Origin of the sequence: Aureimonas ureilytica (genome assembly GCF_001475935.1) — a bacterium.
Taxonomy (GTDB): domain Bacteria; phylum Pseudomonadota; class Alphaproteobacteria; order Rhizobiales; family Rhizobiaceae; genus Aureimonas; species Aureimonas ureilytica_A.
Window position 1 is genome coordinate 1 of sequence record NZ_LDQA01000016.1, and the last position, 15,670, is coordinate 15,670.

Below are 15,670 nucleotides of genomic sequence, written 5' to 3' on the forward strand. Positions count from 1 at the left end.
GCGGCCGAGCGCATTCTGGAGGTCGAACCGTTGTCGGCGGACGCGCTGGCGACCAATGGCGGCAAGCGGGCCGAGCCGCGGGTACCCTTTGCGACGCTGCTCGACATGGGCCTCGTCCAGCCCGGCACGATGCTGAGCTGCGCGCGGGGGCGTCACCGGGCCTATGTGCAGGCGGACGGGACGATCCGGGTCGAGGGCGGGGAGCCGGCTTCGATCCACAAGATCGGAGCGCGGGTGCAGGGGCTGGATGCCTGCAACGGCTGGACCTTCTGGCATGTGGTGGACGGGGCCAGCCTCAAGCCGATCGACGCGCTGCGCCAGATCGTGCGCGATGCCATCGCCAAGGCCGGGCTCTAGCGAGACGGCGCGGCGGCCAGGGCCGCCTCGACGGCCTTGCGCATCAGCGTCGGCAATCCGGCGGCATTCAAATCGCCGACCGGTGCCCACCAGCCTGCGTCGGTCGGCTCGGCTTGGATCGTCGCCAGCCAGACTTCCAGCGTCAAGTCGAAATGGGTGAAGCCATGGGTGACTTCGCCCGCGCGCCGCCAGTCGGCGGCGAAGGGCGCGGCGTCAAGTCCCGTCGCTCCGTCAGTTTTCGAACTCCAATCCGTGGTGAAGGGTTCGGCCATGCCGCCGAGCATTCCCGAGGCCGGTCGGCGACGGAGCAGGATCGCGCCGTCGCGCGCCCGCCGGGCGACGAAAGCCGCGCCGCGCCGGGACGGTTTCGCCTTCTTGGCGAGTTTCTTCGGAAACTCCTCCTGCCGCCCCTCCTGCCGCGCCACGCAGCCTTCGCTGACGGGGCAAAGGATGCAGGTCGGCGATCGAGGCGTGCAGATGGTAGCACCCAGATCCATCATGGCCTGCGCGAAGTCGCCGGCGCGGCTCTTTGGCGTCATCTCCGCGACGCGCACGCGAATTGCCTTGCGCGCGGCGGGCAGGGGCGTTTCGATCGCATAAAGGCGCGTCGTCACCCGCTCGATATTGCCGTCCACAACCGGCGCAGGCTCGTCGAAGGCGATGGAGGCGATGGCCGCTGAGGTGTAGTCGCCGATCCCCGGAAGATCGCGCAAGGCATCGGCGGTTTCGGGAAAGCGGCCGTTGCGATGGCGCGTCACTTCGCGGGCGCAGGCCAGGAGGTTGCGGGCGCGGGCGTAATAGCCAAGCCCTGCCCAGGCCCCCATGACATCCTCGTCGGCGGCGTTCGCCAGCGCCTGGACGTCCGGCCAGCGCTGCGTGAAAACGGCAAAATAGCTTTTGACGGCGGCAACCGTCGTTTGTTGCAGCATGACCTCCGACAGCCAGACCCGGTAGGGATCGGGCCGCACGCCCTGCGCGCGGTCGCCGGGTGAAACGCGCCAAGGCAGACTGCGGGCATGGCGATCATACCAGCCCAGCAATCGATCCGAAAAAGGAGGCAATCCGGTCATGCCGACCTCGCGGCTTGACTTCGAGCCTGTGCCCGTCCATCCGACGCGCTGATCGCCGGCAGCCGTGATGCCGCCGTCCAGCGGGATATGTTCTTGAAGATCGAATTCTTCGTCATCAACCTCGACCGCTCGCCCGAACGCCTCGCCGCCATCCGCGCGGAAGCCGCCGCCTCGGGCATCGACCTGATACGGGTCGCTGCCGTGGATGGAAAGAGCGTGCCGGAGGCTGAGCGCGTGCTTCTCGATCGGTCCGGCTTTCTGCGCGACCACGGAAAGCGGCCGATGGACGGGGAATATGGCTGCTATGCCAGCCATCTTGCGGCCTTGCGCCGCATCGCCGCCGGCGAGGCGGAGGCGGGCGTGATCTTCGAGGACGACATCAAGCCGCTGCCCGATCTCGTGCCCGTTCTGGAAGCCCTGGCGGATCGGGACGATTGGGACGTGGTGCGCTTTGCCCATCATCGCCGCGCGGCGCGCAAGGTGGTGCGCGACCTCCCACGCGGCCGCCAACTCTGCGCGACCTATTTCGGGCCGACCGGGAGCGCCGCCGCCTATATCGTTCGCCGCGAGGCGGCCGGGCGGCTGGCCGACGCGCTTACCCCGATGCGTCTTCCTTATGATGTCGCGTTGGAGCGCGGCTGGGCGACGGGCCTGCGCACCTATGACATCTGGCCCGATCTGGTCGGCTTCGGATCGCTGTCGAAGACCAGCCTGACGCGGGAAACCAGCCAGTACGCCGCGATGAAACTTCCCGCATGGCGGCGTCTGCCGACGCTGGCCTTTCGCACGCAGGATCTGGCGCGGCGCATCTGGCGCACCGCGACCATGGGACGACACACGGCATGACCATGATGGGCCGGACGCTTCTTCTGCGCCGCAGGATCGACCCTCTCATCCTGGGCGGCGGGGTGTTTCTACTCGGCCTCATGCTGGGTGCGGGCAAGGTCGCCTTTCTCTTCTTTGCGCTCTGCGGCCTCTACCTCGCTCTGATCCGTCACCGTGCTTGTCGAAGCGCGCCGGTGGTTTTCTCCGGCCTGCTTCTCGCTTGGTCCCTTTGGCAGATCGGCCTCAGCCTCCTGCGCGGAGAGCCGGTCTCAGGAAACCGGGTTCTTTCCTATGCCGCGATCGAGCTGGCCATCGTGTTCTTTCCGATCGGGCTCTGTCTCGTGAGACGACCGGCGGACGCGCTGGCGACGGGCGCACGTCTCGCCCTTCTGGCTTTGCTGGTGGCAACGCCGATCAACTATCTCATGGTCGGCGATCGCGTCGGGCTCGGCGCGAACGAAGCGCTGTTCGCCTTCGTAGCGGGCGTCGTCGGGCTGGCCGCCCGGCTGCCGGCGGTTCGCCCCTGGCGCTGGCTGCCCAATGGCGCGGGATGGACCTATCTTTCGATCGTTCCGATTCTTCTGTCGGGAACGCGCGCGGCTCTCGTAGTCGTGGTCTTCGCGGCACTTGCGGATGTCCTGCGCATGGCTGGCGGCGGGCGGTTCCGCGTCTCGTGGAAACTCGCCATTGCCGCAGGCCTTGGCTTGATTCTTTTGGCCTACCCCGCCAGTCGGATGCTGAGCGAGCGTTTCGAGAGCGGCGTCAGCGAAGTGCAGAATTTCGAGGCGACCGGAGACGTCACGGGTTCGGTGGATGTGCGGCTCGTCATGTGGAAATCGGCCTTGCTCGTCATCGGCGAGCATCCGCTGATCGGGGTTGGCGGAACGCACAAGATGGAAGCCGCCGGTGAGAAGGCCGGTCGCAACGCCTATATGGTCACCTACTACCAGCACCTGCACAATTTCATTCTGGATGAGGCAATTTCGAGCGGGATGATCGGTCTGGGTCTGATGCTCTCGGTCTTCGCGAGCTTTCTGGTCACGGTCTTTCGTCGGACTACGTCGCGCGGCCTGCGCGAAGTCTCCTGTCTCCTCGTCGCCTTTCTCGTGTCCTTCGGCTCGTTTCACGGCGTCCTTCTGAACGAATGGACGTTGATCGTGTTGTTCGGCACGATGGGAACCGTTCTGGCGACGATCGCACGGCAGCGACATTTTCGCCCTGAGCCAGACCTTAAGGGAACACGATGAAGGACGGAGGAGACAAGAGCACACGACCGTCGAAGCCGCGCGGGCCGCGCCCGCTCGCCGATCTCGTGTCCGATCTGGTGGACCCGATCGTGTCCAAACGGGCGGGAATGACGGCTGGGCTTCTCTCGGCTTGGCCGGAGATCGCCGGCCTCCGGCTCGAACAGGGGTGCCGCCCGGAGAAGCTCCTATGGCCGCCGAGGCGTAGCGACGACGATCCGTTCGAGCCGGCCACCCTAGTGGTCGCCTGCGAGGGGGCCTATGTCCTCCGGCTCCAGCACGAAGCGCAGGACCTGCTGACGCGGGTCAACGGCTATTTCGGCTATCCCGCCGTTTCGCGCCTTCGCATCGTTCAGAAGCCCGTGCAGATTCACCGTGTCAGCCGCAAGGTGCCGTCCAAGCCGATCGGCCCCGGCGATCGCCAGATGATCGCGGAGGCAACCTCGCGAATCGAGAACCCGCGCCTTCGCTCCGCGCTGGAGCGCTTCGGCGAAACTGTGCTCGGGCGCAACGCGGCCGAGCGCGATCGCGGCGGGCGATAGTCGTTTTCGACGGGTTTTGCCAGCGGACAGGCGCGCTTACGTTGGATTTGCCACATTTCCTGCGCTAGGTCGGGCATGGCGAAGCCGATGGGGCTTCTTTCGCGAAAGGCCGAGTCGAGATCATGACCCTCCCGAACGAGACGACCCGCATCACATCCGGCGTGGCTTCGAAGCGCAGACGTACGGTCCTCGTCGCGGGCGCGGCCATGCTGGCGATGACGCTGGGTGCGGCGGGAACGGCCTGGAGCCAAAGCGCGACGCCGGCGCAGACCCCCGCCGCCAGCCAGCCGGAGGCCCGCGCCACCAACCCGTCCGCCGCCAAGCCGCCCGCTTCCGAAGGCAAGGTGGACGTGGCCAAGCTCATGGCGCCACAGGCCTTGCCGGATGTGGTGATCGGCAAGGCCGACGCGCCTGTGACGATCGTCGAATATGCCTCGATGACCTGCTCGCACTGCCGCGACTTCCATTCCGAGAGCTACCCGGCGATCAAGAAGGACTATCTCGACACGGGCAAGGCAAAGCTCATCCTTCGCGAGTTCCCCTTCGACCCGCGCGCCGTTGCCGCCTTCATGCTGGCGCGTTGCGCCGGTGACGAGCGTCGCACCGCGATGGTCGATGTCCTGTTCGACCAGCAGCGGGACTGGGCGGCCGCCGAGAATGCCTCCGTCGCGCTCCTGAAGATCGCGCAGCTCGCCGGCATGTCGCAGGATCAGTTCAAGGCCTGCCTCCAGAACACCGAGCTGCAGGGCAAGGTCGTGGCGGTGCAGGAAGCCGGGCAGAAGGAGTTCGGCGTGTCCGCGACACCCACCTTCTTCATCAATGGCGACAAATATGCCGGTGCCATGTCGGCCGATGAGATGGCGGCGATCATCGACAAGCATCTGTGAGATGATCGAAAGATCGAATCATTCGATCTTCGAGATGAAATCGCTCGGGTGCCGCGCCGCAGCATTGGCGCGGCGCGCGCATTTGCGTAAAGATCGCAGGCTGAAGTGATCGCGGTTTCGAAGCCGCCGGGATAGTCAGATATTTCGATGGCCAAAAGACTGTTCACCTTCCGACGAGGTGCCGCCGATCGAACAGCCGATGCGACGGAAGCGCTCGGGCTGAAAGGCTCGAACTTGGCGGTTCTGGCCTCTCTCGATTTGCCGGTGCCACCGGGATTTACGATCTCCACATCGGCCTGGCGCGAGGCGGTGGCGGCGGGAAGCGATCTTCCCCCGGCGCTGCGCAACGAAATGCTGGCGGCCATCGAATGGCTGGAAGGGGTGACGGGGCGCACCTTCGACGGCTCCGACAAGCCTCTGCTTCTGGCGGTGCGCACCAGCGCCCGCGCCATCATGCCCGGGCTGGCCGATACGGTTCTCGATGTTGGCCTCAACAATCGCACGGTGGAGCGTCTGGCGCAGGAGCTCGGCGATCTTGGCTTCGCCTTTCGTAGCTATCGCCGTTTCATCGAAAGCTATTGCTCGCTGGTCTATAGCATGGACCCCGGCGAGTTCGACGAGGTGGCCGACAAGCAGCGCGAGCGTTCCGGCTGGCAAGGCGGCGAGCCGCATTCCCTCGTGGATTGGCGTACGCTCATCGGCGCCTACCTGTCCTTCGTGGAGGACGAGGTGGGTGAGGCGATGCCGCAATCGCCTCTCGAACAGCTTTACCGCGTAGTGGAAGCAAGCTTTGCAAGCTGGCGCGGCCCGGTGGCGCGCGCTTTTCGTATGGTGCACGGGATCGGCGAGAACGCCGGTCTGGCCGTTACCATCCATGCCATGATCTTCAACGAGCGGGGCGAGAAATCCGGCACCGGCCGCGCGCTCTCGCGCGACCTCAAGACGGGCGAGCCGCAACTGACTGGCGAATTTGCGCTGGGCGGCCGGGGCGGCGACGGTATCCAGCCGCATGTGGAGCCGATCGATCTCGGCGCGCCCAGCATTCAATCCCTGTTTCCCGCCGACCTCGGCGCATTGGCCGACCACGCGCGACGCATCGAAGCTCATATGGGCGATGCCTGCGAGATCGATTTCATGGTCGGGGACGGTGAACTGTTCCTGCTCCAGTCCCGTATTCTCAAGCGCAGTGTGGCGGAGGGCATCCGCATCGCCATCGCCATGACGCGCGAAGGGCTGATTGGCGAGGAAGACGCGCTGTTGCGGATCGAGCCCTCGGCGCTCGATCAATTGCTGCATCCCTCGATCGAGCGCGGCGAAGAGGTCGTCGTCATCGGTAAGGGAATGCCGGCCTCGCCGGGCGCGGCGAGCGGGCAGATCGTCTTTTCCTCCGAGCAGGCGATCGCGCTGGCGGCCGAAGGGCGCAAGTCCATCCTGGTTCGCAACGAGACCCTGCCGGAGGACGTGCATGGGATGCATGTGACGGAAGGCGTCCTGACGGTTCGCGGCGGCACGACAAGCCACGCCGCCGTTGTCGCGCGCGGCATCGGCAAGCCTTGTGTCACCGGCGCGGGGGCGCTGCGCGTCAATACCGAGGCCGGCACGCTGACGGCGTCCGGCCGAGTGCTGGAATATGGCGACTGGCTGACGATCGATGGTACGACCGGCGAGGTGATCGCCGGCGCGCCGAAGCTCAAGCGCCCCTCGCTGACCGGCGACTTCGCCACGCTGATGGAATTCTCCGACCGCGCACGCCGAATGCGCGTGCGCACCAATGCCGAAACGCCGGCCGAAGCGCGCGCAGCGCGGGCCTTCGGCGCGGAGGGCATCGGCCTGTGCCGCACGGAACATATGTTCTTCGAGGGCGAGCGCATTTCGATGATGCGCGAGATGATCTTGGCGCGCGACGAGGCGGGCCGGCGCGCGGCTCTCGACAAGCTGCTGCCGATCCAGCGCTCCGACTTCATCGAACTGTTCGAGATCATGGCCGGAATGCCGGTGATGATCCGCCTGCTCGACCCGCCGCTGCATGAGTTCCTGCCCAAGGGCGATCAGGAAATCACCGAAACCGCATCCTCGCTCGGCATCAGCGTGGCCGTCGTGAACGAGCGGATCGACGCGCTCCACGAGTTCAACCCGATGCTCGGCCATCGCGGCTGCCGGCTGGCCATCTCTCATCCCGAAATCGTGGAAATGCAGGCGCGCGCGATTTTTGAGGCGGCGATCGAGGCCGGCGAGCGCAAGGGCAAGGCGGTCGTGCCCGAGATTATGGTGCCGCTGGTCGGGCTGCGCAAGGAACTGGATTTCGTCAAGGCGCGCGTCGACGGGGTGGCCAAGCTCGTGATGGCGGAGCGCAACCGCGAGATCACCTATCTCGTGGGAACCATGATCGAATTGCCGCGCGCCATCGTCCGCGCCGACACGATCGCGGAGGTCGCCGACTTCTTCTCCTTCGGCACCAACGACCTGACCCAGACCGTCTATGGCATCTCGCGCGACGATGCGGCGAACTTCCTATCGGCCTATGAGCGGCAGGGAATCATCGAGCGAGATCCGTTCCAGACGCTGGACATCGAGGGTGTCGGCGAGTTGATCGCGCTCGGCGTCGAGAAGGCGCGCCGCACGCGGCCCGACATTCCGCTCGGCGTCTGCGGCGAGCAGGGCGGCGATCCCGCGTCCATCGCCTTCTTCGAGCGTACGGGGCTGGATTACGTGTCCTGCTCACCCTATCGCGTGCCGATTGCTCGTCTGGCTGCCGCGCAGGCGGCCATCCGGTTCGAGCGCGCTATCCGCACGGCGGCTGCACCTAAAACTCGCACGAGGTTCTAGAACATTTCCAGCGAAAGCCGAGGTGGCTTTCGCGCCCGGACAATGCGTCTAACCAACCCCTCACAGCCTCGTCATTCCGCCTTGGACTCGGCGGCTGGACAAGCCGCGTGATCTTCGGAACACTCGACCGCTCAGACGCCGGGCAGCGGCGCGATGGGCGGGAGGAAAGTGTGATGTTGGGCTTGATACAGGACTGGCCGCTTCTATGCACGAAGGTGATCGATCACGCGGCGCTCAACCATGGCGCGCGCGAGATCGTGTCCCGCTCGGTGGAAGGGCCGATCCATCGCACGACCTACGCTGACGTCCGCGTCCGCGCGCTCCGCTTGGCCAAGCGCCTTCAGGCGGACGGCATCCAGTCTGGTTCTCGGGTCGCCACCATGGCCTGGAACACCTGGCGTCACCTGGAATGCTGGTACGGCATCGTCGGGGCGGGGGCGGTCTATCACACGCTGAACCCGCGTTTGTTCCCCGATCAGATCGCCTGGATCATGAACGATGCGGAGGATGAAATTCTCTTCGCCGATCTGACCTTCCTGCCCATCCTCGAAGCGGTGGCGCCGCGCGTGCCGAGCCTGCGCCGCATCGTGATCCTGACCGACGAAGCGCATCTGCCGGAGAGCACGCTCGACATCGTGCCCTACGAGACATGGCTGGCCGAGGCGGACGAGGATTTCCAATGGGTCAAGCTCGATGAGCGGGACGCCGCCGGCATGTGCTATACTTCAGGCACGACGGGGATGCCGAAAGGCGTTGTCTATTCGCATCGCTCGAACGTTCTCCATTCCATGATCGCGATCCAGCCGGACGCGATGAACCTGTCCTGCCGCGACCGGATTATGCCCGTCGTCCCGCTGTTCCACGCCAATGGCTGGGGCATTGCCTTCTCCTGTCCGATGGTGGGCGCGGCGATGGTTTTGCCGGGGCCGAAAATGGATGGCGCATCGATCCATGAGCTGCTGACGAGCGAGCGCGTGACCTTCAGCGCGGCGGTGCCGACGGTCTGGATGATGCTGCTTCAGCATCTTCAGGCGAGTGGCGGTCTCCTGCCTGATCTCAAGCGCGTGGTGATCGGCGGTGCGGCTTGTCCGCGCGCCATTCTCGAGGCGTTCGAGAAGCGATACGGCGTGGAGGTCGTCCATGCCTGGGGCATGACCGAAACGAGCCCTCTCGGCACGCTGAACGCGCCGACGCCGGAATGGGACGGTTTGGACGACGAGACGCTTTACGCGCTCAAATCCAAACAAGGCCGCGCCCCGTTTGGCGTCGAGATCAAGGTGACGGATGATGAGGACCGCGAATTGCCGCGGGACGGCCGACGTTTCGGTCGCCTGAAGGTTCGCGGCATCGCCATTTCGTCGGCCTATCACAAGGGAGCGGGCTCGGAGGCTTTCGGGGCGGACGATTGGTTCGACACGGGCGATGTCGCCCATATCGACGCCAACGGGACCATGCAGATCACCGACCGCGCCAAGGATGTCATCAAGTCCGGCGGCGAATGGATTTCGACGATCGAGCTGGAAAACCTGGCGGTCGGCCATCCGGACGTGGCGGAGGCTGCGGTGATCGGCGTCGCGCATCCCAAATGGGACGAGCGGCCGCTGCTGGTCGTCGTGCCGCGTGAGGGCGCCCGGCTGACCCGTCAGGACATGATCGATCATTTGAACGGCCGGGTCGCGCGCTGGTGGATGCCCGATGACGTGGTGTTCGTGGATGCAATCCCGCACACGGCCACCGGCAAGATCCAGAAGATGGAGTTGCGCAAGCAGTTCGCCTCCTATCGTCTGCCGACGAACGAAAGCGCGGCTTGAACTGTCGCGCCTCGCCGGCATCTGATACATCGCTGAGGACGAATAGCGGGGCGGCGACGTGGCGGGACATTATCTGACAGGGCGCAGCCGGAGCGCGGACTGGGCGTGGAACCTCGCCCTGTTCGCCCTCGCGCTGCTTCCCGTCTCGGTCCTGTTCTTTCGCCTGCATCTCCTCGATCAATCGGTCCTGTCGCTCTCGCTCGCCCTGGCGGGCGGGCTGGCAGCGCTGGGGCTGCTCCTGGCGGTCTTTGCCATTCTCCTGATCTGGCGCAACGGCGCGCGTGGGGGTGGGCGAGCCATCGGGGCGCTGTTGGTCGGCGGGCTGGCCGCCACGCCCTTTCTGGGGGCGGCCTATCTCTTCTCGAAATATCCCGAAGGCCACGCGGCCGAGACGACGGGGATGAGTGCCATGGCTCTTCCGGCCCAGCCCATCCCGACGCAGGACGGCGTTCTGGTCGGGCGCGATTTCCAGGCGACGGCTTCGACCGTGTTTCAGGCGGCGCGAACCGCTATGGAAAAGCGCGGCATGGTGCTGGTCGATGTGCGCACGCCCGATATGGCGCGTCCGGAAGGGCCTGATCTTGGTGTGTCCGGCACGGTGCTCGTGCCCATCCCGACGCTGCGCGATTCGCTTCGTTTGGACGAAGAGGAAGACGAGGAGGGCGATGAGTTTTCCGATCTCGATTCCGACGATTATACGATCCTTGCCACCGGATATGCGCCGCTCTTTGCATTCCCGAGCGACATGACGATCCGTATCGTCGAGAATGACGGGACAACCTATGTCGATGTCCGCTCGGTGTCGCGCACGCTGGAGCGCGATCTCGGCGAGAACCGCCGGCTGATTCAGGGGTTTCTGGATCGGCTGGACGAGGCGATGAAGGTGCTGGAAGGCGTCGCGCCCGAAAGCTGAGCTGTCGACGGCTCAGCAGGGCTCGAAACGTCCGCTGAGATCGCAGTCGCCTTCCGTCGCCACCAGCCCGCGCTCGCATAGATTTTCAAGATGCGCGAAGACCGAGAGTGCCGCCGCGCCGTGCAGCGCCACCGGCGTGCTGCGATAGATAGCCTTCACGATCTCAGGAATCGTTCGATCGCCGGCGCGGACACGCTCCAGAATGGCCTGTTCGCGCATGCGCCGGTGTGTGCGCAGCGCCCGCACGAAGGCGAGGGGCTTGGCGATCGGCCCGCCATGTCCGGGCAGATAAAGCGTATCCGAGCGAAGCAGGAGCTTGTCGAGCGAGGCCATATAGTCCGCCATTCCGCCATCCGGCGGGGCGACGATCGATGTCGACCAGGACATCACATGATCGCCCGAGAAGAGGATGCCGGATTCCTCCAGCGCGAAAGCCATGTGATTGGCGGTATGGCCAGGGGTCGCGGTGCCGGTGATCCGCCCGGCGGTGGTCGTCATAGTCTCTCCGTCTCGCAACGTCCTGTCGGGCCGAAACGCGTGATCGGCGGCGGCGTCCAGACGGTTGATCTCGTTGGCAGCGAGAGGACGGGCGGTTCGATGCGGGCCTTCCGCTACGACAGGGGCGCTGGTTCGTGCCTTCAAGGCGTCGCACAGGCCGCTGTGGTCGAGATGGGTATGCGTCACCAGTATCGACTCGACGGGCCGACCGTCGATGACACGCAGCAACGCTTCGAGATGACGCTCGTCGCTCGGGCCGGGGTCGATCACGACCAATCTGTCCCGGCCCAAAAGGTAGGTGTTCGTGCCGGTGAAGGTCATCGGGCTGGCATTGGGCGCCGTCAGGCGCACGATCTCTGGCGCGACTTCGACGGGGCGACCATGCTCGGGCTGAAAATTCGTATCGAGATCGAGGCTCATCGGCGCATGAGGTCGTCAGATGGGGCGGTGGAGTCAAGGGGTGTTTGATACCCGGCCGGGCACGGAGTATAGGGCCTGATGACTTGGACCATCGTCGCTCTCTACCGTTTCGTTTCCATTCCGGATTTGCCGTCGCTGCGTGCCGAGCTCTTCGAGTTCGCGCAGGCGCGTGGCATCTTCGGCACGTTGCTGCTCGCCTCCGAAGGCGTCAACGGAACCGTTGCCGGCAGCGCCGAGGCCATTGGCGAGCTGGTGGACGAACTCGACCGGCGACTGGGCGTCCGCCAGGGCGAGGTGAAATATTCAAAGGCCGACGATCGCCCCTTCGCGCGGTTGAAAGTGCGCATTCGCCCCGAGATCATCACCATGCGCGCGCCCGAGGCCGATCCGACTCGGCAGGTCGGAACCTATGTCGCCCCGGCCGACTGGAACGCTCTTTTGACCGACCCTGACGTTCTCGTGATCGACACGCGAAATCGATATGAGACCAAGGTCGGAACCTTCGAGAATGCCGTCGATCCCGAGATCGACAGCTTCACCGAGTTCAAGGATTTCGTTCGCGAAAAGCTCGATCCCGCGCGCCAACCCAAGATCGCCATGTTCTGCACCGGCGGCATCCGATGCGAGAAAGCGTCCTCCTTCATGCTGGCGCACGGGTTCTCGGAAGTCTTCCACCTCAAAGGCGGTATTCTGCAATATCTGGAAGATGTTCCCGCCAGCGAAAGCCGGTGGCAGGGCGAGTGCTACGTCTTCGACGGACGGACGGCGGTGGGCCATGAGCTGAGCCAGACGGAGTCCTGGCTGCGATGTTTCGGCTGCGGCTCGCCGATCACGCGGGAGGACGAGACCGATTCGCGCTTCGAACCGGGCGTGTCCTGCCCGCATTGCTTCGATCGGCTGACACCCGAGCGCGCCAGCGCGCTCCGGATGCGCCAATCCCAGATGGCAAAAGGTCAACGCTGACAGGAAGTCGTGGAAATCCCGAGTGTTTGGGTGCGACGCAATTCTTTCGTCACGGCATTGCAACAAAAATTGGGGTAGAAACCTTCGATCCTCAACCGGTGATCGGAGGCGTCCATGCTAACGTTTCGTGACCGTAGAATGCATATAGCTGGCCTCGCCGGTCTTGGAATCACCGGTGCGCTTCTGCTGAGCGACAGGGTCGATTTCGTATCCTTCGCTCGCGGGGCGACCGATGTTCGAAATGACATCTCCACGCTCCAGTCCACTCTTCCAGCTCAGCAAGGGGATGGCAGCATTCTGGAGGAGGTGACGTTCGACGGTCGTCTCGTCACGCTTCAATTCGTTGCGGACGAGCGGATCGAGCTGAACGTCTGGCGGCGCGGCGACGAGAAGGCCCGCTGCGGCATGTGGAAGAAGGCCCTGCGCTCGCGGCAGGTGGCCTCCGTCGAATATCGATACCGCGTCGGCGGTAGCATCTCGTCCGTCTTCATCGACCGCGCAGTCTGTAGCTGAAGCCTATCCATCGAAAGCGGCGTTCAGCTTTCAGGCGATGGGACGGAACCGAGCGGATAGGGGCCCGGCGAGCGGGCCCCCCGAATAGGCGTTAGCTGGTCTTGAGCGCCTTGACGATCTGGTCCGCATTGTTGCGGAACATGTCGAGATAGGTCGGGGCCGGACCGTTGCTCGGCGACAGTGCGTCCGAAAAAAGCGAACCGCCGACCTTGGCCTTCGTCTCTCGGCTGATCTGTTCGATCAAACGCGGGTTGGAGATGTTCTCGACGAAGACGGCGCGGATATGCTGCGCGCGAATCTGGTCGATGATCTTGGCCACGTCCTGCGCGGACGCTTCCGCTTCTGTGGAGACGCCCTGCGGCGCGATGAACTTCACATGATAGGCCTGGCCGAAATAGCCGAAGGCATCATGCGAGGTCACGATCAGGCGCTGGTTCTCGGGCACCTGATTAATCTCCGCGCGGACCTTCTCGTCCAGCACCTTCATCTCTGCGATATAGGCGTCGCCGCGCTTGAGATAGTCCTTGGCGTGTTCGGGATCGGCCTTGGCGAGGCCTGCAGCGATGTTCTTGGCGTAGATCTCGCCGTTCTTCAGATCTTGCCAAGCGTGCGGATCGACGTGGTCGTGATCATGATCGGCCTCCGCATGGGCTTCGCCGCCATGGTCATGTGCCTCCTCGGCGGCTTCCAGAGCCTGTTCCTCAGGCGTCAGTTCGCGCGGCTTCACGCCTGTGGAGGCGATCACCGTTTCGCCGGAGAAGCCCGACGTCTTGACGAGGCGGGGCAGCCAGCCTTCCATGTTCAGGCCGTTCTCGACCAGCACTTTGGCTTCCCCGAGCGCCTTCGCATCCTGCGGGGTGGGCTCGTAGACATGCGCGTCGCCGTTGGGACCGACCAGCGTGGTGACGGCGACATCCTTGCCGCCGATCTCCTTGACCATGTCGCCAAGGATCGAGAAGGAGGCCACGACCTTCAGCGGCTCGGCGAAGGCGGGGGAGAAGGCAAGCGTCGAGGCGCCAAGCGCCAGCGCGAGGGAAATCGAGCGAAAGACCATCGAAATGTCCTCGAAGGACGGCCGGGTTCAGGGATGATGGCGGAGCTGAATGCTGCGCACGAAAACGCTGTCGATTCGGCCGACAAGGACCGACAGCGCATAGATGACGCTGGCCGAAAGAATGATGGCCGGCGAAGCGGGGAGGTTCTGATGAAAGGACAACAGAAGCCCGACATAGGAGGAAATCAGCCCGATGAGGCAGGAGATGATCATCTGCCCCGTCACGGTGGACGACCAGAAGCGGCTGGCGGTTGCCGGCAGCATCATGATGCCCACCACCATCAGCGTTCCCAGCGCCTGGAATCCGCCCACGAGATTGAGGACGACGAGCGCCACGAAGGCCATATGGACCACACCGCCGCCGCCGCCGACCGCGCGCAGGAACTGCGGGTCGAAACATTCCGCGACCAGGGGGCGGTAGAGAAGCGCGAGCAGCAGCATCGTCACGGTCGCGATGGAGGCGATGAGCAGGATCGCAGGATCGTCCAGCGCCAGAACGGTGCCGAACAGCACATGGAGAAGATCGACATTCGACCCGTGAACGGAGACGAGAAGAACGCCGATCCCGAGCGAGGCGAGATAGAAGGCGGCGAAGCTCGCGTCTTCGCGCAGCGGCGTGTAGCGCGATACGATGCCGGCGAGGCCCGCCACCAGAAGCCCGGTGACGATGCCGCCGATCGTCATGGCGAACAGCGAGAAGCCCGCGATCAGGAAGCCGACCGCCGCGCCCGGCAGGATGGCATGGGACATGGCATCGCCGACAAGGCTCATGCGCCGGAGCACCAGAAGCACGCCGAGCGGGCAGGCGCCGAAGGAGAGGGCGACGCAGCCGACCATCGCGCGGCCCATGAAGCCATAGTCGAGAAACGGGCCGAGCAAAAACTCACCCGGCGTCATGCCGCGACGCTCTCGAACGGATCCACCCAGTTCTCGGAGAGGTTCCTGGCCTCGCGCAGCCGCTCCCTCGTGAGGACGTCCGATGTGTGTCCCCAGCCCACCAGATCGCGGGCGATGAGAAGCGTCTGAGGGAAATGCTCGCGAACGAGTTCGATGTCGTGAAGAACGGCGATGATCGTCCGCCCTTCGGCGTTCCAATTGCGCACGATTCGCAGGAGATCGGCTGTGGTGCGTGCGTCGATGGCGGTGAAGGGCTCGTCGAGCAGCAGGAGCCGCGCATCCTGCACCAGCATTCGCGCGAAGAGCGCCCGTTGCAATTGCCCACCCGACAGAGAGCCGATCACGCGCTTTTCGAAACCCTCCAGCCCGACGGCGCGGATCGCGTCCGCCACGCGGGCGAGATGCGCGCCGGTGATGCGCCCGAAGAAGCCAGCCTTCCGCCAAGCGCCCAGCGACACGAGATCCAGAACGTCGATCGGGAAGCTTCGGTCGATTTCGGCGCTTTGGGGAAGATAGGCGATGTCGTGACGGGAAATATCGTCCAGCCGAATTTGGCCATCGGACACGGGAACGAGGCCCATCAGACCTTTCAGGAGTGTGGACTTGCCCGCGCCGTTGGGGCCGACGATAGCCGTCAGGGAGCCTGCCGCGAAACGGCCGGAAATGCGGCGGACAGCCGGCTGGCGGTGATAGGCCAGCGTGAGATCGTCGAGGGAAACGGAAGCGCTCATGCTTTCAGTGTCCCAGAACCCATGCGACGAGGAGCCAGAGCGCCACGATCGGAATGCTGACGAAGCCCACCCGCTCCAATGCGGATCGACGCAGGGCAGAGGGTCGGACAGTGGTTCGC

General features: G+C 64.8%; 14 protein-coding genes and 1 pseudogene. 10 read left to right on the top strand and 5 right to left on the bottom strand.

All coding sequences use genetic code 11. The features are described 5' to 3' along the window. Positions 1 to 357, top strand: a pseudogene (locus tag NS365_RS06840) (modification methylase); the annotation flags it as partial. Here NS365_RS06840 and mutY read toward each other — a convergent pair. Continuing rightward, positions 354 to 1,427, bottom strand: a complete 1,074-nt coding sequence (gene mutY / locus NS365_RS06845; protein ID WP_058599540.1) for an A/G-specific adenine glycosylase — start codon at positions 1,425 to 1,427, stop codon at positions 354 to 356. The pseudogene NS365_RS06840 and the gene mutY sit on opposite strands and share 4 nt — an antisense overlap. Before the next feature lie 93 nt (positions 1,428 to 1,520). On the opposite strand from mutY, the gene NS365_RS06850 reads away from it, so the two are divergent. From NS365_RS06850 to NS365_RS06880, 7 genes are all read left to right on the top strand, one after another. Next, positions 1,521 to 2,273: a glycosyltransferase family 25 protein gene (locus NS365_RS06850; protein ID WP_193753405.1), complete on the top strand. Its 753-nt coding sequence runs from the start codon at positions 1,521 to 1,523 to the stop codon at positions 2,271 to 2,273. Continuing rightward, on the top strand, positions 2,270 to 3,499 hold the full coding sequence (locus NS365_RS06855; RefSeq protein ID WP_058599542.1) for an O-antigen ligase family protein: 1,230 nt from the start codon (positions 2,270 to 2,272) through the stop codon (positions 3,497 to 3,499). Before NS365_RS06850 ends, NS365_RS06855 begins: the two co-directional genes overlap by 4 nt. Further along, complete coding sequence (locus NS365_RS06860) at positions 3,496 to 4,038, top strand: DUF721 domain-containing protein (RefSeq protein ID WP_058599543.1); 543 nt, start codon at positions 3,496 to 3,498, stop codon at positions 4,036 to 4,038. The genes NS365_RS06855 and NS365_RS06860 overlap by 4 nt, the downstream gene beginning before the upstream one ends. 122 nt (positions 4,039 to 4,160) lie before the next feature. After that, on the top strand, positions 4,161 to 4,925 hold the full coding sequence (locus NS365_RS06865) for a DsbA family protein (RefSeq protein ID WP_058599544.1): 765 nt from the start codon (positions 4,161 to 4,163) through the stop codon (positions 4,923 to 4,925). A gap of 147 nt (positions 4,926 to 5,072) precedes the next feature. Then, on the top strand, positions 5,073 to 7,751 hold the full coding sequence (gene ppdK / locus NS365_RS06870) for a pyruvate, phosphate dikinase (protein WP_058599545.1): 2,679 nt from the start codon (positions 5,073 to 5,075) through the stop codon (positions 7,749 to 7,751). Positions 7,752 to 7,924: 173 nt separating this feature from the next. Then, the gene (locus tag NS365_RS06875; RefSeq protein ID WP_058599546.1) at positions 7,925 to 9,562 is read left to right on the top strand and encodes a long-chain-fatty-acid--CoA ligase; all 1,638 of its coding nucleotides are present in this window, start codon (positions 7,925 to 7,927) and stop codon (positions 9,560 to 9,562) included. Between the two features lie 58 nt (positions 9,563 to 9,620). Next, positions 9,621 to 10,475 (top strand): DUF1499 domain-containing protein, encoded by an 855-nt coding sequence (locus tag NS365_RS06880; RefSeq protein ID WP_058599547.1) that lies wholly within the window; start codon positions 9,621 to 9,623, stop codon positions 10,473 to 10,475. A 12-nt stretch (positions 10,476 to 10,487) separates the two neighbouring features. Here the strand turns inward: NS365_RS06880 and NS365_RS06885 are convergent, their stop codons facing one another. After that, positions 10,488 to 11,393: an MBL fold metallo-hydrolase gene (locus NS365_RS06885; RefSeq protein ID WP_058599548.1), complete on the bottom strand. Its 906-nt coding sequence runs from the start codon at positions 11,391 to 11,393 to the stop codon at positions 10,488 to 10,490. 78 nt (positions 11,394 to 11,471) lie between these two features. On the opposite strand from NS365_RS06885, the gene NS365_RS06890 reads away from it, so the two are divergent. Together NS365_RS06890 and NS365_RS06895 are read left to right on the top strand one after the other, a co-directional pair. Then, positions 11,472 to 12,356, top strand: a complete 885-nt coding sequence (locus tag NS365_RS06890) for a rhodanese-related sulfurtransferase (protein ID WP_058599549.1) — start codon at positions 11,472 to 11,474, stop codon at positions 12,354 to 12,356. Positions 12,357 to 12,494: 138 nt separating this feature from the next. Further along, positions 12,495 to 12,869: a hypothetical protein gene (locus NS365_RS06895; protein WP_058599550.1), complete on the top strand. Its 375-nt coding sequence runs from the start codon at positions 12,495 to 12,497 to the stop codon at positions 12,867 to 12,869. A gap of 91 nt (positions 12,870 to 12,960) precedes the next feature. On the opposite strand, the gene NS365_RS06900 is transcribed toward NS365_RS06895, so the two are convergent. Genes NS365_RS06900 through NS365_RS06910 form a run of 3 tightly spaced genes read right to left on the bottom strand, consistent with a single transcriptional unit; the run spans position 12,961 to position 15,551 of the window. Next, the gene (locus NS365_RS06900; protein WP_058599551.1) at positions 12,961 to 13,923 is read right to left on the bottom strand and encodes a metal ABC transporter substrate-binding protein; all 963 of its coding nucleotides are present in this window, start codon (positions 13,921 to 13,923) and stop codon (positions 12,961 to 12,963) included. A 27-nt stretch (positions 13,924 to 13,950) separates the two neighbouring features. Next, positions 13,951 to 14,820 carry a metal ABC transporter permease gene (locus NS365_RS06905; protein WP_058599552.1) on the bottom strand — a complete coding sequence of 290 codons (870 nt, stop codon included), beginning with the start codon at positions 14,818 to 14,820 and terminating at the stop codon, positions 13,951 to 13,953. Further along, on the bottom strand, positions 14,817 to 15,551 hold the full coding sequence (locus tag NS365_RS06910; protein ID WP_058599553.1) for a metal ABC transporter ATP-binding protein: 735 nt from the start codon (positions 15,549 to 15,551) through the stop codon (positions 14,817 to 14,819). Before NS365_RS06910 ends, NS365_RS06905 begins: the two co-directional genes overlap by 4 nt. Between the last annotated feature and the right edge of the window lie 119 nt (positions 15,552 to 15,670).